The organism is Streptomyces sp. NPDC088794 (assembly GCF_044750545.1).
Lineage (GTDB): Bacteria > Actinomycetota > Actinomycetes > Streptomycetales > Streptomycetaceae > Streptomyces.
On sequence record NZ_JBIVKB010000026.1, the window covers coordinates 77,078 to 94,745 of the forward strand.

Annotated in this window: 15 protein-coding genes and 1 pseudogene; 8 read left to right on the forward strand and 8 right to left on the reverse strand. The window is 66.9% G+C overall.

What is annotated here, in order from left to right:
- The first annotated feature begins 298 nt into the window (after positions 1-298).
- Positions 299-1,219, forward strand: coding sequence for a replication-relaxation family protein (locus ACIP6U_RS45780; RefSeq protein WP_401729167.1), 921 nt, complete (start codon positions 299-301; stop codon positions 1,217-1,219).
- A 388-nt stretch (positions 1,220-1,607) separates the two neighbouring features.
- Here the strand turns inward: ACIP6U_RS45780 and ACIP6U_RS45785 are convergent, their stop codons facing one another.
- Both ACIP6U_RS45785 and ACIP6U_RS45790 read right to left on the reverse strand, forming a co-directional pair.
- Complete coding sequence (locus ACIP6U_RS45785) at positions 1,608-3,746, reverse strand: tetratricopeptide repeat protein (protein WP_401729169.1); 2,139 nt, start codon at positions 3,744-3,746, stop codon at positions 1,608-1,610.
- Positions 3,743-4,153, reverse strand: a complete 411-nt coding sequence (locus ACIP6U_RS45790) for a hypothetical protein (protein ID WP_401729171.1) — start codon at positions 4,151-4,153, stop codon at positions 3,743-3,745. Before ACIP6U_RS45790 ends, ACIP6U_RS45785 begins: the two co-directional genes overlap by 4 nt.
- 228 nt (positions 4,154-4,381) lie before the next feature.
- Here ACIP6U_RS45790 and ACIP6U_RS45795 point away from each other — a divergent pair, with 228 nt between their 5' ends.
- Both ACIP6U_RS45795 and ACIP6U_RS45800 read left to right on the forward strand, forming a co-directional pair.
- On the forward strand, positions 4,382-4,651 hold the full coding sequence (locus tag ACIP6U_RS45795; protein ID WP_401729173.1) for a hypothetical protein: 270 nt from the start codon (positions 4,382-4,384) through the stop codon (positions 4,649-4,651).
- Entirely contained in the window at positions 4,644-5,282 is a 639-nt protein-coding gene (locus tag ACIP6U_RS45800; protein WP_401729175.1) for a DUF6879 family protein, read from the forward strand. The genes ACIP6U_RS45795 and ACIP6U_RS45800 overlap by 8 nt, the downstream gene beginning before the upstream one ends.
- Here the strand turns inward: ACIP6U_RS45800 and ACIP6U_RS45805 are convergent.
- From ACIP6U_RS45805 to ACIP6U_RS45815, 3 genes are all read right to left on the reverse strand, one after another.
- Positions 5,224-6,159, reverse strand: a complete 936-nt coding sequence (locus ACIP6U_RS45805; RefSeq protein WP_401729176.1) for a hypothetical protein — start codon at positions 6,157-6,159, stop codon at positions 5,224-5,226. The genes ACIP6U_RS45800 and ACIP6U_RS45805 overlap by 59 nt on opposite strands.
- 108 nt (positions 6,160-6,267) lie before the next feature.
- Positions 6,268-7,644 carry an APC family permease gene (locus ACIP6U_RS45810; RefSeq protein WP_401729177.1) on the reverse strand — a complete coding sequence of 459 codons (1,377 nt, stop codon included), beginning with the start codon at positions 7,642-7,644 and terminating at the stop codon, positions 6,268-6,270.
- A gap of 61 nt (positions 7,645-7,705) precedes the next feature.
- Entirely contained in the window at positions 7,706-8,578 is an 873-nt protein-coding gene (locus ACIP6U_RS45815) for a carbon-nitrogen hydrolase family protein (protein ID WP_401729179.1), read from the reverse strand.
- A 46-nt stretch (positions 8,579-8,624) separates the two neighbouring features.
- Here ACIP6U_RS45815 and ACIP6U_RS45820 point away from each other — a divergent pair, with 46 nt between their 5' ends.
- The gene (locus tag ACIP6U_RS45820) at positions 8,625-9,440 is read left to right on the forward strand and encodes a FadR/GntR family transcriptional regulator (RefSeq protein WP_401729180.1); all 816 of its coding nucleotides are present in this window, start codon (positions 8,625-8,627) and stop codon (positions 9,438-9,440) included.
- Between the two features lie 28 nt (positions 9,441-9,468).
- On the opposite strand, the gene ACIP6U_RS45825 is transcribed toward ACIP6U_RS45820, so the two are convergent.
- Complete coding sequence (locus ACIP6U_RS45825) at positions 9,469-11,145, reverse strand: discoidin domain-containing protein (RefSeq protein WP_401729181.1); 1,677 nt, start codon at positions 11,143-11,145, stop codon at positions 9,469-9,471.
- An 818-nt stretch (positions 11,146-11,963) separates the two neighbouring features.
- Between ACIP6U_RS45825 and ACIP6U_RS45830 the strand changes: the two genes are divergently transcribed.
- The gene (locus ACIP6U_RS45830; RefSeq protein WP_401729182.1) at positions 11,964-12,755 is read left to right on the forward strand and encodes an IS5 family transposase; all 792 of its coding nucleotides are present in this window, start codon (positions 11,964-11,966) and stop codon (positions 12,753-12,755) included.
- Here ACIP6U_RS45830 and ACIP6U_RS45835 read toward each other — a convergent pair.
- Positions 12,712-13,239 (reverse strand): hypothetical protein, encoded by a 528-nt coding sequence (locus ACIP6U_RS45835; protein ID WP_401729183.1) that lies wholly within the window; start codon positions 13,237-13,239, stop codon positions 12,712-12,714. The genes ACIP6U_RS45830 and ACIP6U_RS45835 overlap by 44 nt on opposite strands.
- A gap of 255 nt (positions 13,240-13,494) precedes the next feature.
- Here ACIP6U_RS45835 and ACIP6U_RS45840 point away from each other — a divergent pair, with 255 nt between their 5' ends.
- Complete coding sequence (locus ACIP6U_RS45840) at positions 13,495-13,770, forward strand: hypothetical protein (protein WP_401729184.1); 276 nt, start codon at positions 13,495-13,497, stop codon at positions 13,768-13,770.
- A 43-nt stretch (positions 13,771-13,813) separates the two neighbouring features.
- Positions 13,814-14,565: pseudogene (locus tag ACIP6U_RS45845) on the forward strand (IS3 family transposase); the annotation flags it as partial.
- Here ACIP6U_RS45845 and ACIP6U_RS45850 read toward each other — a convergent pair.
- Positions 14,537-15,232, reverse strand: coding sequence for a helix-turn-helix domain-containing protein (locus ACIP6U_RS45850; protein WP_401729226.1), 696 nt, complete (start codon positions 15,230-15,232; stop codon positions 14,537-14,539). The pseudogene ACIP6U_RS45845 and the gene ACIP6U_RS45850 sit on opposite strands and share 29 nt — an antisense overlap.
- Positions 15,233-15,404: 172 nt before the next feature.
- Here ACIP6U_RS45850 and ACIP6U_RS45855 point away from each other — a divergent pair, with 172 nt between their 5' ends.
- Positions 15,405-17,405: a TOPRIM nucleotidyl transferase/hydrolase domain-containing protein gene (locus ACIP6U_RS45855; RefSeq protein WP_401729186.1), complete on the forward strand. Its 2,001-nt coding sequence runs from the start codon at positions 15,405-15,407 to the stop codon at positions 17,403-17,405.
- Positions 17,406-17,668 lie beyond the last annotated feature (263 nt).

Here is a 17,668-nt window from a genome sequence, read left to right on the forward strand (position 1 = left end):
CCTGTTTCCTTTGTTCTGGGGGCGAGCGCGGGGGTGTGCAGAGGGGGATGTCGGGCTGCCGACCACGCCAACAGGCCATGGTGACCTGTGGTTACGTCGTCCGGTCGCGGACTGGAGGGGACAGGTGTCGGCGGGGATATCGGCGAGGTTGTCGGCCCGGTCGAGGGCGGTGTTGTCGCAGCGTGACCGTGGTCGGGCCCTCCTGGTCGCCCGTGTGGTCGGGGTTGGCCGCTGTCGTGGCCGGTACGCGCGGCGCCGTAGCGAACGGAGCCGCCCTGTACTGGAGAGAGGGTCGGCGATGACGGACGTGGATGTGGGCAGTGGGGACCGGCTGGCGTTGGCGGTGCTGGTGCAGTACCGGATGGCCACCACCGAGCAGATGCACCGGGTGATCGCCCCGGGAGTGCGCAGCGAGCAGACTCGGCGCAGGCTGGCCAAGTTGCGCGAGGAGGGGCTGATCGATCGCATCACCCTGCCCAGGGCGGGGCGACTGCGGGTGTGGTTTCCCACGCCCTACGGTGTGCAGGTCGCGTGCGAGTGGCCGGAGTTGCGTGGGCGGCGGCCATCGAAAACAGTGTCCGATCCGACCGCCGCACGGCTACGGGTCGGGCACACGCTGACGGTGACCGAGACCGCGCTGGTTTTCCTGGAGCACGCCCGTCGCCGCGGTGAGCTGTGCCGGCCACTGGACTGGATACCCGAGGTCTACCACTCCATCGGAGGCGGCGAGGCCGTCATCCCCGACGCGCTCATGTACTACCGGCGCGGACCTGAGGGCGGCGAAGGGTCGATGACGCGAGCATTCATCGAGGTCGACCGGGCCACCATGGGCCCGGAACGCCTGGCTGCGAAACTTACCTCCTACGCCCGCCTCCACCGATACATCCCAGCTCCCCCAGGACGGCGCCGACGGAACATCGGGCAGATAGAGGCGCAGGAGCAGGAGGAGCAATGGCGACAGCGTTATCCGCTCTTCCCTCGCATTCTGTTCGTCCTGGACGGCACCGGCCCCGCCGGCGTCAGCACCCGCATCCACGCCCTGCGCACGGTCCCGAAGGACCCGGCGCTGGCCCTCTTCCTGCACACCGTCCCCGTCCTGGCCGCGGCGCTTGCAGACCTACACGCACGCGGCCCCTCCGAGCCCGTCTGGCATCCCGTCCACGACCCTGGCTCTGGCCCTGGTCGGATGGTCGCGTGGAGTTGGTCGCCGCATTCGTAGACAGAAAGCGCTGCCGTTGCGTAACGCCCACCACCGCTGCGCGGCGACTGCGCAGAGCCCGACCATGACCCCGACCACGGTGATGCGCAGCCCTCTGCGCACGGAACGCGCAGGGGGTTGCGCAGCACGGGTGTACGGCTGCGCAGTCAGAGCACGCGGGCTGCACGCAGTCTGCGCAACCGCCCGCCTACCTGCCGTGGTTGGGCTCATGGTCGCCCCGGGCCGGCTGGACCCACCGGGCTTTGCGCACCCGGCGTGTCGCGGAGTGCGTGCGCATCGGGCGTAGTTGGACGGGCGATGCGCAGTTGGTGCGCGTGAGGAGTCCGGCTAGGGGCGGTGCCGTGACCGCGCACCGTCCGTGTGGGCCGTCCCGCCCCCCGGAAGATCATTACGGCCGTCGTCGCCCCAACCGATAGGCGTCCAGCAGTTGTCGGCTCGCGACCGTGAAGGGGTGTTCGGGTCCCAGATCGCGTTCGCGTCGCTCGACGACGTCGGTCATCAGCCTGATCCCCTCCTCCAAGTGGCCGAGCGCGGCCCGGGTCCGGGAGAGGAGTTGTCGGGCGGCGAGCACTATCGGGTACTCGGGCCCGAAACGCCGCACGTAGGTCTCGGCGACCCGCCGGATCTCGCGGTCGGCCTCGTCGACGCGGCCCAAGAGGTACAGCGCCCACGCGTGGTTGTGTCCGGCGCCCAGTGTCACGGTGTGGTCGGGACCGAGGAACCGATCGCATTCCGACGGCAGCGTGAGCAGTGTGCCGCCCTCCTCGGTCACCACTTCGGCGGCAGGCAGCATCTCCAGCAGGCTGGCGCGGGCCCGAAGGGTCAGCGGATGCGTCGGACCCAGCGCCGAGCGCCGCCCGGCGACGGTGTCGCGAAGCAGCGTGACGGATTCCTCGCGTCTGCCGAGGTTCGCCAGCACGAGCTGGAGGCCGTAGCCGCTGTCCGTGGTGTCGGGGTCGTCGGCACCGAAGAGGCGCTCCTGCGTGGACCGGACCACGCGGAGCGCCACTTCGGCTTCGGCGTACCTGCCCAGCCGGAACAGTGCCCGCCCTGCCCGCGAGCGGGCGGCCAGGACCGTACGGTGATCCGCGCCGAGGAGTCGCTCCGCGAGGTCCGCCGCGCTACGGGCGGTCTCCCAGGCGGACAGGTAGTCACCGGTCCGGTGCAGGGCGACGGACAGCCGGGTCGCGACGGCCAGGGCGTCGGCAGCGACGGTCGGCTCGCCGATGTGCCGCAGCAGGGCCAACGCGTGAGGTACCAGCAGGCGTAATCGCGGATCGTGCGGACCTGCGTCGGGTACGCCGGGCACGGCAGCGTCGAGCAGCCGCACGGCAGTCGTGTCGAGGGCGGGCACCAGGTCCGCGGGAGTTGCTGCCGAGACGCTGTCGAGTAGGACGCCATGACTCTGTACGCAGCGCACGCCGGCGGCGTCGACCAGCTCGGACAGCGACTGGTCGAGGAGGGCCCTGAGAGCTGTCTCGGTTCGGGCACGAGGCAGTACGGCGCCGACGTCGGCGTGGTTGAGCAGAGTCAGCGGCAGCGGCTCGGCGGCGAACCGGGCCAACAGTCTGAGCAGTGCCGCCGCTTCGGGCAGCCCGCGCACCTCGAACGCGTCGAGGGTCAACTGCCAGGTCAGGCCGACCAGATGCCGGGGATCCGCTTCGGACAGGGCGTCGGCGCCCCGGTCGATCAACTGGACCCGTTCGCCTCCGTCGAGTTGGTCCCCGTAGGCGTCCATCGTCCAGGGATCGAGGACCTGGTGGGAGAGGAAGCCACCCGCCAAGGTGAGAGCGAGGGGCAGTCGCCCGAGCCGGTCCGCGACCCGCGCCGCCTGCTCCGTCGTACCGCTGTGCGGTGCGAGATCGCGCAGCACGAGTGCGGCGTCCTCCCGGGGCAGGACGCCGATGTACTGAAGCTCGGCGCCCGGCCACCACCGGGCCGCCGCACGCCGTGTGGTCACCAGGACGGTGCCGCGCGGGCTGGTGCGCAGCCAACTTCCGTCCCGCAGGATCTCCGGCTCGTCGGTGTTGTCCAGGACCAGTAGCCAGGGTTCGGCGGAACTGTCGAGATGCTGCCAGACGAGATCGGCGGCAGGCCTCAGACCGTTGCGGGCGGCGAGCAGTTCACCGTCGCCCGCCCCTCGGTCGGCGGCGACCGCGAGCATGCCGGCGCGCAGGCTCGCACGGTCGGAAGCGTTGACCCACAGGCCCACCCGGCCCTGTTCTCCGGCGACTTCCTGGAACAGGGCGCAGGCGACCGCCGTCTTGCCCGAGCCGCCCATGCCGTACAGCACGTAGACCTCGCCGCAGCGATCCGCCCGGACGCTCGCCCGCAGGCGTTCCATCACCTCGCTGCGGTCGCGCAGTACGACAGGAGGCCGCCCGACCGCCGGGCGGCGCACCGAGTCCGGTCCACCGGGCTCCGGCCCGTCATGGCCGTAGTGGTGGTGTTCGCTTATGTGCTGGTCACCCGACGACTGGTACACACGCCCCTGGTCCTCCGCGTGGCCGTCCGTCCCGCCCGTCATCGGTCGGCGATGTGCTGGTCACGTCCCGCTTGGTAGACCCGGGCCTGACCGGACGCGGTCGCGTGCTGGCTGATCTGCCGGGCAGCCGTGCCGTCCGGATCGAGTTGGTCCAGCAGTGCACGCAGTTCCTCGACGGCGGCGGGCCGGGCAACGAGCAGCCGCCGCACCAACCCCTGCCACTGAAGGCGGAGTTCGTCCAGGGTCTCCTGGTCGCCCGCTGCCACGGCGGCCACCGCATCCTCACGGCCGGCCTCCAACTCGGCGGCGACCGTCTCGGCGCGCTCGGGTTGTGCCCTGCGCCAGAGCTGTGTGATCCCGTCACGCACGCGGTGCCAGGCATCGGTCGCCATCAACGTGACCAAGGTGGTTCCCGCGCTCTGTGCGAGCGAGGCCACTTCCGCGTCCACAGCCACCCCTTCGTTCACCTGATTTTCCGACAGCACAGCTGGAAAGCATCGTCCGCCAGGCGTTGACATGATTTTCTTTCCGATCAATATCATTCCACCCTTGAGCGACATGAGACAAGGAGGAATCAATCCTCGCCATTACCCCCTTTGACCGCCTCTAACACATGGTCAGACAGTCCCGTTGCAGGCTACAGTGAAGCGTCTCGACCGATCTAGGGGGCGATGGAAATGGCCAGGCCATGGGAAGCAGATCCGGACACAGGTTTCAAACAGCGACTGGGAAAGACACCCCAGGAGTTAGGAAACACAACCGGCACTCCTGACTGCCCGGACATCTGGGAACTCGCCAATGGCGACATCGCTGTCATCGGCCGGGACCTCACCCAGTCGCTCGGCGCGAACCTGCCCGCCGGAGTCTCGATCGGGTCGGACGAACGCCTCGTGGTCATCCCCAGGAACATGCTCATCGCGGCGAAGCCGGACATCCCCAATGTTTGAATCCTTCCCTGGTGGCGCCGCCGAACGTCTGGACCGCCCCAGGTACCACGCAGACCTGAGCCGGGTCTACGGCAGCGGGATCGGTTTCCTCAACAAGCTCGAGCGCGGCCAGCACTTCAAGGAACGCGGCTTCCCGAGCTGGGAGGCCTTCGCCGACGGCGACTGGCAGGGGGCTCTGTCCCTGGCCGACGAGAGGCGCGAGGACTACGCCCAGGAACTCCACCAGGCATCGCGACTGGGCGTCACGCATCGCCGCGTTCGCGTCGTGGAATTCCCGATCACGCCGTATGTGCAATGGGAATTGTTCGTCCTGCGCGTACGCGTGGACGTGGGCGACGACATCAAGATTCTCGACGCTCGCGATATTTCGAACATCGAGCGGAGTCGCCCGGTTCCAGAAGTGGTGATTCTCGGCGATGCGGCCATGTATGAGGTCGTTTACGACGAGGACGGAAATGCGGCCGGAGCCAAACGTTACACCGACCGCTCACTGATCCGGGAAATGAACGCCGGATTCAATGCGCTGTATGACCGGGGTGAGAGGTTCCACGATTTCTTCGACCGGGAGATCCTCACTCTGGCACCACCTCAGCTGTCTGGTGCTCCGACGGGTTCTCGCGGCTCACGGTGATCAGCGCGTCGGGATGGCGATCGACGGTGGCAGCGGCGTCCGCGCCGCGCTGTTCGGCATGTGCTGTGGCGAAAGGCCCATCGTCTTCAACGACTTCACCGTCTACGACTTCCCCATCCATCGCTCGTTTCGACGGCTCTGCCAGCGGCAGGGCGGCGAGGTGCTTCTTGAGCCGCTTGGCCATCGGCAGATAGGTCGCAAGAGTGAGCCCGCCGGAGACGACGGCCCCGACGACAGGGATGGCTTTCGAGACCGTCTTCGCGAAGGACTGCTTTGTCATCTGAACGCCGAGGTAAGCCGCGACCTTTTTCACGATCGGATAGATGACGCCCTTGGTGAGTGCCTTCTGAGGCAGCTTCTTGGCAACCTGCTCCGCCATCATCCCGGCGACCTTCCCCACAGCGGCATTCGCCGTCTGAGTGCCGAACATCACGCCGAAGAACAGCGTGAGCACCCCCATGGTCGCGTCATCGACGTCCTCGCCCTCGTCGGAGAACAGATCGGGCCAGCTGTAGAGGTACGCGAGTTTCTGCGCGATACGCACCAAGTGGCCGAAGTACTGAGCCACGTCGGCGGGCACAGTGGCGGGAAGGGCGAGGACACCGGGGATCCCGGCAGCGGCGGAGAGAGCGCTGACCTTGGCGGTTTCGTAGCGGATGGAGTCGTTGGCCACTTTGTCGAGAACCTCGACAGGGATTCCCGCCGCAGCGGGGCTCTCATCCACCGCTCGCCGGATGTCATCTTCTGAGCAGTGGCGAGCCAGCGCACTTCGGAGGTACGCCTCCCTGTTGATACGCACACCTGGAAGCTTTGCTGCCGCCAGCAGTACCGCGGAGAAGCGCGACTCGGGGTTCTCGATCCCTTTGCCCTGTTTCATGGCAGGAACCTACAGCAGCTCCGCGCTCCAAGGACCGTACTGCGTCAGCTCAGTTGGGCCCTCGCCATGTGAGTGACGGTGGCGTGCGGGCTGAGTCCCTCACGACCTCTAGCGCGTCGCCTGCGGCTCCTCCACCGCCACCGCGTCCTCGTCGAAGGTCATCTCCGGCGGCGCCTTACGGAAACCCTTCGTCAGATAGGCCAGATAGCAGACCCCGAGAGCCAGCCAAATGAGGCCAAGAGTGCGGGCCTTGCTGTCAAGGTGGACCAGCAGCCACAGGTCGACGACGGCCCCGATCGCGGGGATCAGCACGTAGGACCACACGGCGGGCCGCCGACCCGCGCGCCGCTCGCGGACGTAAGTGGCGATGACGGCGAGATTGACGAAGGTGAACGCGGTGAACGCACCGAAGTTGATGAAGGACGTGGACGTGGCGACGTCCAGGCGCAGCGCGATCAGGCCGACCGCGCCCGCGAGAAGGATGTTCAGCGCGGGGGTGCGGTACTTGGCGTGGATCCGCCCGAAGACCCTCTGGGGCAGTACCGAGTCACGGCCCATCGCGTAGAGCAGCCGCGACGTGCTGGCCTGCGCGGCGACCCCGGAGGCGAACTGCGCGACGATCAGACCCGCCACGAAGAGGGACGAGAACAGGTCGCCGCCGATCTCCTTCGCGATCTCGAACGCGGCGGAGCTGGGATCGGTGAACGCGTAGCCGGGGTGGGCCAGTTGCGTGGCGTACGCGACCGCGACGAAGATGCCGCCGCCGATCAGGGCGATCAGCAGGATGGCGCGGGGAATCGTGCGCTGCGGCTCGATGGTCTCCTCGGTCAGCGTGGTGACCGCGTCGAACCCGAGGAAGGAATAGGCGGCGAGGGCGGCACCGGAGGAGATGCCCGCGAGGGTGGTCGCGTCGTTGCCGAACGGCGTCGCGCTGACGAGCCCCGCGGCCCCCTGGTCCTGGAAGACGTGCCGCAGGCACAGCACGGCGAAGATCCCGACGACCAGGACCTGGAAGATCATCAGCAGGTCGTTCACGCGCTCCGCGGTCTTGATGCCCCTGATGTTGAGCGCAGTGGTGATCGTGATGAACCCGATGATCCACACCCAGAACGGGACCGACGGGTACTCGGCCTGAAGATAGGCCCCGCCGATCAGCCAGATGACCATCGGCAGGAAGAAGTAGTCCAGCAGCGTCGCCCAGCCGACGAGGAACCCGACTCTGGAGTCGATGGAACGCCGTACGTAGGTGTAGGCCGACCCGGCGACGGGGTGGGCCGCGGCCATCTTCCCGTAGCTGTGCGCGGTGAAGAGCATCGCGCCCAACGCCAGCAGATAGGCCGTCGGTACGGAGCCGTGGGTGGTGTCCGCGACGACACCGTACGTGCCCAGCACGATGATCGGGGTCATGTAGGCCAACCCGAAGACCACCACGGATCTCAGGGTCAGACTGCGGGCGAGGGTGGGAGCGGGGGCGGGAGCGGACATGGGGTTCCTTGCGCGACGGGGACGAGGAGGGCGGGGACGAGAAGGCCAAGGAGGGTGCGGGTCAGTCGTCGGCGGGCCGCCAGCGACGCGGGTCCATCCGCCCGTCGTACAGCGGAAGTTCGATAGGGACATCGGTGTCGGTGAAGTGGTCCCACATGCGGTTGAGGCCGGCCGTGCCGAACGTCCGCACACGCGATACGTCATCCAGGTCGAGGACATCGGTCAGCACGGTCGGCCCGGAGTCGGCCGCCTGGACGCGGACGCGCCCCTCGGGATCGACGATGATGCTGCGCCCGGTACCAACCGGCCCCGCGGTGTTGACGCTGACGACGTAGACCTGGTTGACGATGGCGTTGGCCTGGGCGATGACGAGTTCCTGGGCGCGGTCCGCCGAGGTGGTCATGACCGGGTTGACGATCACCTCGGCTCCCATCCAGGCCAGGTGACGGGCCACTTCCGGGAACCATGCGTCGTAGCAGATCGCGAATCCGATACGTCCGCCCTCCGGGAGGTCGAGGACGACGAAGCGGTCACCGGGGGCGTACGGCTCGTAGGGCCGCCACGGGAAGACCTTGCGGTAGTGGGCGGCGAGCTGCCCTTGCGGGGAGAAGGCGAGGGCGGTGTTGAACAGCTCGCCGGCGGCACCGCGCTCGCACACGGTGCCGGGGAACAACCAGACGCCCAGGTCACCCGCGAGCTCGGCGAGCAGCTTCGCACGCGGCCCGTCGAGAGGCTCGGCCGCGGCCTGGAGCCGGCTCTCGGATTCGACGGCCGGGCCGTCGACGCCGCACAGGTGCAGCTCCGGGTAGGCGATCAGCCGGGTCTGCGGGAAGCGCGCCAGCACCCCCTCGACGTCGGCGGCGAATCCGGACAGAGGGTCCGTGGCCAGGCGGGGAGGGGCCTGGACCAGGGCGACGGGGAGCGGTCGGGACATACGCAGGAAATTAGCTCAAGATGAGCCCTTATACAATGGCCTCATTATGAGCACTTTTCCTGGCCGCTATCTTGAGGGCATGGTCGGCACCCCGGACGAACCCGCACCGGCGAGCACCGAGGAGATCGATCTCTCCCTCAACTCGCCCAAGCTGAAAGGCATTCGCCGACTCACCGCCCTGGACACGGTGCGCGCCCGCATCGCCATGGCGGTCGATCTCGGACTGCTCTCCCCCGGCGAGCGGCTGCCGCCGACCGACGCCATCGCCCAGGCGCTCGACGTCGGCGAGATCACTGTGCGTCGCGCGCTCAGCTCCCTCTGTGCGGACGGCGTCCTGGAGCGCAGACGCGGCCGCAAGGGCGGCACGCTGGTGGCCGAGCAGCCGACCCGGAAGGCCGTGGACGCCGCCGAGGTGTACCGCGGGCAGGCCGCCGAGGTGCACCACCTGATCGACGAACGCCTCGTCATGGAGTGCGGAATCGCCCACCTCGCGACCCGCGCCGCAACCACCGCGGACCTCGACGAACTCCACCAACTCGTCGAGATCATGGCCAAGGCGGAAAGCTGGGCGGAGTTCCACTCCTGCGACGAACGGTTCCACCTCACCCTGGCCCGCACCACCGGCCTCGCCGAAACCGTGGACACGTACGCCACCGTCCTGCGCAGGCTCTACGCGTACTACCTCCCCTACCCCCTCCCCGCCCTGCGCGAGTCCAACGACGAACACCGGGCCCTGGTGGAGGCGATGCGCGCGGGTGACGCGGCCCTGGCGGCCGACATCGCGTGCCGTCACGTACGGACACTGCACAACACGATGTTCGTCGGACTGACGGACGGACGACCTGACGAACTGACGAACTGAGCCGCAGGGCAGCGGGGTTGGTGCGCTGTCAGGTGCCGAAGACCTGGAACTCCCAGAGCGAGTAGCCGTATTGGGTGGAGCGCGCGGTGCCGTACATCCGCACGTACCGCCCCGAACCGGTGACCGCCAGCGTCTGGCTGCCGCCGGTACCGGCCGTGGTGGTGTAAATGGTCGTCCAGTTCACCCCGTCGGCCGAGGTCTGGATCTGGTACGAAGTCCCGTACGCGGCCTCCCAGTTGAGCCCCACCGAGCTGATGGCGTGCGTGGCGCCGAGGTCCACCTGCAGCCACTGGGGATCACTGAACGCGCTCGACCAGCGGGTACCGGTGTTGCCGTCGACGGCCATCGGAGCGGTGAAACTGGCGTTCTCCGAGGAGGAGGCGGTGGCCGACTTGCCCTGCGACAGCAGCGTCCCGGGATTCCCGCCGGTCGTCGAACCGTAGAGCCTGAACTCGTAGAGCGAGGCACCGTAGGCCGAGTTCCTCCCCGTCGCATAGATCCGGACGTATCTCCCGGAGCCCGAGAGCGCGGTGTCCTGGAGCAGTTGTGGACTGTTGTTGTTGGAGTAGATCGTGGTCCACGTACTGCCGTTCGCGGAGGTCTGTATCTGGTAGGCCGATGCGGCGGCCGCCTCCCAAATCACCGTCGCATGGGTGAGGTTGTAAGTAGCCCCGAGGTCGACCTGCAGCCACTGCGGGTCGTTGAACGCGCTAGACCACCGTGTACTGATGCTGCCGTCGGTGGCATTGGACGCCGGGAACGAGGCGCTCTCCGCCGACGACGCCGTGGTGGGCTTGCCCTGGGCGATGTTGGTGCCCGTGGTGCCGGCCGGCGCCTTGTTGTAGACGGCGACGTAGTCGATGTTCATCGAACCGCCGGACACGGTGGCCGCGGTGGGACCGCCGCCGTAAGCGGCCGGGAAGGCGCCGCCGATGGCCAGGTCGTAGATGATGAAGAAGCTGTGGTCGACCGCGTTGGACCAGGCGGTGGCGTCGACCTGGTTGGAGCTGAGCGTGTAGAACAGGGCCCCGTCGAGATACCACCGAATCTGCTCGGGAGAGGTGGAGCGGTCGATCTCCACGGCATACGTGTGGTACCCGGTCTGACAGCCGGAGCAGGCGCGTTCACCGCTGCCGACGCCGGTGTTCTCGTTGCACGGACCGCCCGGAGCGGTGCCGCAGTGCAGCGTCCCGAAGGTCGAACTGCGGCCGTTGATGTCCTCCATGATGTCGATCTCACCGGACCCGGGCCAGACGGTCCCGACCCGCAGCGGCGACCCCAGCATCCAGAACGCCGGCCAATACCCAAGGCTGTTAGCCGTGTTGACGTTCGGCTGCTGAATGGACGACTGCATCCGTACGACACCACCGGGCAGCGCCCCGAACCCGTCGGCCTGCGTCTCGACCCGCCCCGAGGTCCACCCGGCGACCGGGTCGGAGCCCGTGTGCAGAGCCTTCAGCACCAGGTGGCCGTTGCCATCCTGGTAAACGTTGGCGGTGCTGTTGGTCATGGTCTCGACCTCACCGGTACCGAACGTCCAGCCCTCACCCACGTCATAACGCCAAGTCCCGGTGTCCAGACCGGTGTTGGCGGCGCCGGAGAAGTCGTCGCTCCAGGTGGTGGTGAAGCCGGCGGGGGCGGCGGGTACGGCGGCGGGGGCAGCCGGTGCGGCGACCGCCGCGGGCTGCGCGGCGATGGACGTCAACGGGGCTTGCGCGGAGGCCCCTTGGACGGCGGGGGCACCGGCCAATGCGACGGTCGCGATGGCCGATGCGACCGCGAGCAGGCCAATGCCGTTTCGTCGCCTGCCTCTTCGGCGCGAAAACAGCGGAAGCAAGTGCGAGCTCATGTCTCTGATGGACATCCGTGCTCCTTCCCCTTGTGGGGGGCAAGGAGGACCACTTGAACGATGCTCCGTCAGATGGTGTCCCTGTGGGGTGGAGGTGAGAGCGCTCTCCGGAGCGTGTTCCTGCGGGCGGGTCCATGTCAAGGGAGGCGGCAATGGTTGCAGGGCCGGGGGGTGGACTGTGCCGCGGTCAGTTGGCGGCCGTGGCCCCTTACCAAAGGGGCGGCAACGGCACAAAGCCAGTGAGGCGGCTTCGACCTTGAGCGGCCAACACTACAGCCGCTGCCTCAGCTGCGGAAACAAAGAGCGGCAGACGAGTCGAGCTGTACGCCGCAGACAATCACCGCAGCACTATGACCTGCGCAAACGTTCAGATAGGGCACACCCGTGGCTACTCCGATGGCTACGTAAGTAGCTGTTGTCGTTCCGATCTTGAGGGGTGTGTGTCGAACGGGAGTCTCGATCGGGTGGTTGCCGCCGGCTGCGGGCATGAAGGCAGGGCCTCTTGGTAGCTCGGGGTTGCGAAGCCAACCGAGATCCAGGAGACCCTGTTGCCGCAGTTCTACGTGCTCACGCCGGTGGAGTTCAACTCGGCTGCACCGACGTGTGATTGTGTCGCTCACCGGTTCGGAAACGCGGCCGATCACCCGGAACGTGTTCGGCGGTATCCCTCGGACATGACGGACGCGGAGTGGGCCGTGGTCCGGCCGCTGCTGCCGGTGCCCGGCTGGCTGCGCGGCCGGGGCGGGCAGCCGGAGGCGTACTGCCACCGGGCAATACTCGATGCGATCCACTACCTCGTCGACAACGGCATCAAGTGGCGGGCGATGCCGGCCGACTTCCCGCCGTGGGACCGGGTCTACGCGTTCTTCCGCCGCTGGCGCGACCACGCCCTGGTCAAGGAGTTCCACGACCGGCTGCGCGCACGGGTCCGCGAGAGGGAGGGGCGGGATGCGGAGCCGACGGCCGGCGTGATCGACTCGCAGTCCGTCAAGGCGGCCGCCGTCGTCGGATCGGACAGCCGCGGCTTCGACGGCGGCAAACTGATCAACGGGCGCAAGCGGCATGTCGTGGTCGACACCCTCGGCCTGCTGCTGGGGGTGACGGTCACCGCCGCGGACACCGGCGACCGCGCCGCCGCCCAGGTCCTGCTCGGGCAGGTCACCGACGCGCACCACCGACTGGAACTGGTCTGGGCCGACGGCGGCTACACCGGCAACCTCGTCGGGCACTGCCTCACCGTGCTCGCGCTGGTCCTGGCGATCGTCAAACGCAGCGACGACATGCGCGGCTTCGTCATCCTGCCCAAACGGTGGATCGTTGAGCGCCTCTTCGCCCACCTGATGCGCACCCGCCGCCTGGCACGCGACTTTGAGCGCCGTACCACCAGCGCCGAAGCGATGATCTACTGGTCGATGATCCTGCTCATGACCCGCCGCCTGGCCCGGCCACACCCTGAGCGAGGGTGAACCGGCCCGGCTGCCGCTCGGCCAGCCAGCCCCGCGCGACCAGACGTTTCGCCTTCGACCGCAGCGCCTCCACCTTGGCTGGCACCGCGTCCAGACCGAACATCACGGCCAACTCCTGACAGGTCAGCGGCCCTTGATGGAGCCGGTCCCGGTCCGCAAGCGCGGTGAGGATGCGCTGGTAGTCCACCGACAGCACCGACCAGGCCAGCCCCTCACGCCACACCGCAACCTGCGACCTCGCCCTCGCCGCCTGCTGGGACGTCGAGCCCGCGACCGGGCCGGAGACGGCCTCCTCGACAGCGACGCTGCCGCCGTCCGGAGCCAGGACCGTGCCCACTCGCCTGCGGGCGATCGCCCACTCCTGCCATTCCTCCTCCGCCGCGGCCAGCTCGGCCTGGATGCGATCGGCTTCCTCACGCAACCCCTCGACACGACGACGAGCAGCAAGCTCGTGCTGTTCCAGCAGTCCGACCACCGACGGCATCCGCGACCTCCCGGGGAGCGACGATATGACACGCCACCACTCCCACCGAATCGCCGGCCCTATGCCTGACCAGCGAAAACATCGCCCTCAGATTCGGAACGACAACAACTTCTCAGGGGCGCGAGGCTTGTCAAGGCGTTCAACAGCATCAACGAACAGCACATCACCAGTCTGGCTCGTCCCGAAGGTGATGCAGATCGCAGCGCGCTACCGATCGCCGGTAACGACACGGAAGCAAAGGTCAGCGCTGCCGCTTTGATCAGCCAGCTCGGCTTCGACACGGTGGATGCCGGACCGCTGGCGGAGAGTTGGCGCTTCGAGCCGGAGACCACTGCCTACGTCACGCCATACTTTGCCGACCCCGTCGCTCTACAAGAGTCCCTGGGCAAGCTCGCGGAGGAGATCCGTTCCGGGATTCCACCGCGGTCCTTCGCACCTGTGGACGCAGGAAGGACACTGTCTGCCGAGCAACTGAACCGTCTTCTTTCTCAATCTTCCCGCAAGCTAAATGCCGACCGCGTCCTGGGCTGACCCGCCCGCCTGAGGCTGCCCCTTCGGAGTGGACACCTTGATAATGGATCTTGATGGTCCAGGGAGGGATGTCCAGGTAGGACGCAAGTCTCCGTATCCGGAGGAGTTCCGTAAGGATGCTGTCGCGCTGTATCGCGTGTCGGGCGGTAAGCGGACGTACGCGGCGGTGGCCGCGGATCTCGGGATCACCGGGGAGACGCTGCACACGTGGGTCCGCAAGGACACCAGCCGGCCTGCGCCCGGGCCGCCGAGTGGCACGGCGCTCAGCCAGGCCGAGGAGCTGGCCCGGCTGCGGGCCGAGAATCAGCGGCTGCTGAAGGCGGAGACGGAGTGGCAGCTGGAGCGGGAGATCCTGCGCCGGGCAGCCGCCTATTTCGCTCGGGAGGTGAAGTGAGTCCTGGCCGCTGGGACTTCATCTCCGGCCATCGCGCCGTCTTCGGCGCGCAGCGGATCTGCCGGGTCATGGACGTCTCCCGTTCCGGCTACTACCGGCACCAGGCCACCGCGCAGGCACGCGCCGCGCGTCAGGCCGAGCAGGCCGCCGCGGTCGCTGAGATCCGGCAGATCCACGCCGAGCACCACGGCGCCTACGGCGCCCCGCGGGTCCATGCCGAGCTCCGGGCCCGGGGCCGCAAGGTCAACCGCAAGCGCGTCACCCGGCTGATGCGCGTCAACCATATTGTCGGCCGTCATCTGCGTCGGAAGAAGCGGACCACGATCTCGGACAAGACGGCCCCGCCCGCACCGGACCTGGTTATGCGTGATTTCACGGCCACGGCGCTGAACACCAGGTGGCCACCGCGGCACCGCTCCCGACTGCGAGAGCGAGATCCATCGTGGGCCCGGCACGCAGTCCGTTGTTCACCAACTGATACACCGTGTCCGGCGGAAGATATCGAGTGTTGTCGCCGTGCCGCTTCGGAATCGCGACCCCGCCTTTTACGAGCTTTCCGTCCTCGTTCAAAGTCTTGGTGACCACCGCCCAGCGGGCAGTCCCCGGAAGCGCCTGTACTTCGATCACGAGGTAGCCGAGGTCGAGGTTCTCGGGATCTTCGTACCAAAAGAAATCGACCCCCATGGACGGGCTCACGAGATCGGCGATGACGGCCTTGTACCGCTCGGTGTTGACCAGTCTCTTCGCGAAGGGTGTCTGCTTCAGCGCGGCCTCGTGGAGATCGGTCGGCCGACGGGTCACCTTGAACCCGCACACGAGGAGACCACCGGCCGCATTGGCGAACGCCGCGACATCCTTGGCCAGTTCGTACTTCTTCGACTCGAGGCTGAGGTCGTACGGGCCCGCCGGTCCCGCGCTCTTGAAGTCAACCCACTCAGACTCCGCGATCCCCAGCACGGCTTCGGGCCGCTGCTGAGCGAGCAGGGTGACGATCCTGACACGGTTGTCTACGACGCTCATGGTCTCCAAGTCTACTGAGCCTTCGAGCCGATCATCAGCGTTCGGCATCACACGGGCGCCGACCGACCTCGTTCGAGGGCCCAGCGCCCGACGGTCTGTGCCTGAACTCAACGCGGACGAGGACGTCTGGTCGCTGCTCCGTCGCTCTGAAACTGTCAACGCCCGTTGAGCGGCAGACTATTGCTCTGGGATGATCTCGCTCTAAACGAGAGGCCGCAGAGTGAAGATCTCACGCATCGAAGCGCATGGGTTCATGTCGTTCTCCAGGATTGAGCTGGCTCTGAACGCGGGTACCACTGTGGTGACCGGCCCCAATTCCGCAGGCAAGTCGAATCTGGGCCGGATCATTGATGTGGTCCGCCTTGTCGTGGCCTCTCACGCCGGCTCACAGCACGGGGACCGGCTCGATGTGTACGCACGTGCTCCCCGGCACGGTGTCCGGCGTTGCCGGCTGATCATGGGTATCGAGATGGATCAGCCGTGGGAGCAAGAACTCGTGGCTACGTTCGTCCGTGCCTCCTACGCATCCAGCAGCACTGATCTCAAAACCTCCAGTGACGCACCATCAGTGTCACCTGAGCTTCGAGACCAGGATGTCCGCGAACGACTGGCGCCAGAGAGCGTGCATCTTCTGTTGCGCGGTTTCCTCATCGTCAGCTACGACGAAGGAGCACAACCGCACTGGCGGGCTAGCTGGCACCATTCCCCCACCGGTGATCTCCTCGAATCAGGCGAGCCGGTGTGGATCATGGACCTGCGAAACGGGGCAACCATGATGCGTGCCACCGGAGACGTCCCCGCGTCGACCGTCTCTCTCGCTGAGGCCTGGCGGCGCGTATTCCCTGACGACCAGATTGGCACGCGCGCTTCGGGCCCGAAGCTTGATTTCATGAAGCTCTTCACGGAGATCGAGCAGCCAATCAGCCTTCTAACCAACGTGAAGAGTGACAGTCTGCCTCTCTTGGACAGTGTCCGGGACCTTCACATGCTTCTGGGCCGGACGACAGAGGACGCCCATCGCATGCAGGTCTATTTCACTCATGTCCTAGACGCCGTACTCCAACGCGGGATCGTCCTGACGGACAACCGCCGCCTGCCGCTGGAGCGCTCTTTCAGCGTAGCGACCCTCGGTCGGAAAGCCGACCTCCAAGACGGGAGTCAGATCCCCGCCGAGCTCTACCGTCTCAAGAACGGTCCTCTGCCCCTGAGACAGCGCTACCAGCGAATTCAGGACCGCTTCAAGCAACTGGTCGGCACTGACTTCGATGTCCAGGCGACACCCGATCCCGAGCACTCTGGGAACCTGCTCATCGACGTCACCATCCCCGAAGGCGACTACGAGTACCCGGTCGCCTTCTCAGGTGCCGGCCGACAAGAGGCACTCTTCCTGAGCACCGTTCTCGTCGGCGACCCTGGACGTGTCATCGTCCTGGACGAACCCGGGGTCCACATCGAACCGACTCTGCAGCGGCGCATCGCTCAAGCAGCCGACAACGACAGCCAGTGCCTCGTCATCACCCACAGCGCTGATCTTGTCCCCGTCACAGCACCTGGCGACCTGGCTCGCATTGTTCGCCTCGCCCCCTCACCCAATGGCAGCAAAACCCATCGCATCGACTCGCTTGACCCGAAGGAGCAAGCACGCTGGCTGCAGGTCCTCGGACCACGTGATACCCGCGCGTTGCTGTTCTCTGCTGGAGCCGTGCTGTGCGAAGGGTCCACCGAGGTGAGCGCCTTGAACACGTGGTGGGAAGGCAGCAACAATCCGCCCGGCAGCGCGAACATCGCCTTGATCGACGTTGGCGGGGACAAAGCGTTCGGACGCTACATCGAGTTCCTGCAGGCCTTCAACATTCCGTGGGCCGTTATCGCCGACGGGCCCGCACTGCACCCCAGCAGCAAGCTGTACCAGCAGATGACGGCGCAGGGGCTTCTCTCTGCAGTGGAACCCGACAGCGCAGAACCCGACTTCAATGAATGGAAGGAATTCTGGGAGGCACACGGCGTGTTCAGCGTTTCTGATGTATTCGGGCATGACGGATCGCAATCCGGAGAATTCGAGGCCTACCTCAGGCGGCTGGATCCAGAGCTCATGAGTCATGTCGACGGAGAGCGGAGCAAGCCTCGAGTAGGGGCGGCATTCGCCGCCCGGCATCCAATGCCGAAGAACATTGCCGACCTCTACGTCCAGGTCCAGCGTCGGCTACGACCAACCGAGTAGTCGCAACTGAGAGCTCGCGGATACGGGAGGGTGGCCGGCATTGAGTTACGAAGACCAGGTTGGACACCCTATTACAACGACTAACGCAATGAGCGTTTTCAGCGTTGCCTCTCCAGGGTGAGGACGGATTTGGTGATGACGCTCATGCGGTCCTCACCCTGGAGCGTCAGCGCTGAGAAGGGTCACTGCCCGCACCCGCCTTTACCCGCAAACGATCAAAGCCGGCTTGCGCACGGTATGCGATAGAGATCAGCTCGGTACGG

Excerpts from the sequence above, each read along its gene's own strand:
- ACIP6U_RS45780 (WP_401729167.1), top strand. The coding sequence starts at position 299 with ATGACGGACGTGGATGTGGGCAGTGGGGACCGGCTGGCGTTGGCGGTG.
- ACIP6U_RS45785 (WP_401729169.1), bottom strand. The coding sequence starts at position 3,746 with ATGACGGGCGGGACGGACGGCCACGCGGAGGACCAGGGGCGTGTGTAC.
- ACIP6U_RS45795 (WP_401729173.1), top strand. The coding sequence starts at position 4,382 with ATGGCCAGGCCATGGGAAGCAGATCCGGACACAGGTTTCAAACAGCGA.
- ACIP6U_RS45800 (WP_401729175.1), top strand. The coding sequence starts at position 4,644 with ATGTTTGAATCCTTCCCTGGTGGCGCCGCCGAACGTCTGGACCGCCCC.
- ACIP6U_RS45805 (WP_401729176.1), bottom strand. The coding sequence starts at position 6,159 with ATGAAACAGGGCAAAGGGATCGAGAACCCCGAGTCGCGCTTCTCCGCG.
- ACIP6U_RS45810 (WP_401729177.1), bottom strand. The coding sequence starts at position 7,644 with ATGTCCGCTCCCGCCCCCGCTCCCACCCTCGCCCGCAGTCTGACCCTG.
- ACIP6U_RS45815 (WP_401729179.1), bottom strand. The coding sequence starts at position 8,578 with ATGTCCCGACCGCTCCCCGTCGCCCTGGTCCAGGCCCCTCCCCGCCTG.
- ACIP6U_RS45820 (WP_401729180.1), top strand. The coding sequence starts at position 8,625 with ATGAGCACTTTTCCTGGCCGCTATCTTGAGGGCATGGTCGGCACCCCG.
- ACIP6U_RS45830 (WP_401729182.1), top strand. The coding sequence starts at position 11,964 with ATGACGGACGCGGAGTGGGCCGTGGTCCGGCCGCTGCTGCCGGTGCCC.
- ACIP6U_RS45835 (WP_401729183.1), bottom strand. The coding sequence starts at position 13,239 with ATGCCGTCGGTGGTCGGACTGCTGGAACAGCACGAGCTTGCTGCTCGT.
- ACIP6U_RS45850 (WP_401729226.1), bottom strand. The coding sequence starts at position 15,232 with ATGCCGAACGCTGATGATCGGCTCGAAGGCTCAGTAGACTTGGAGACC.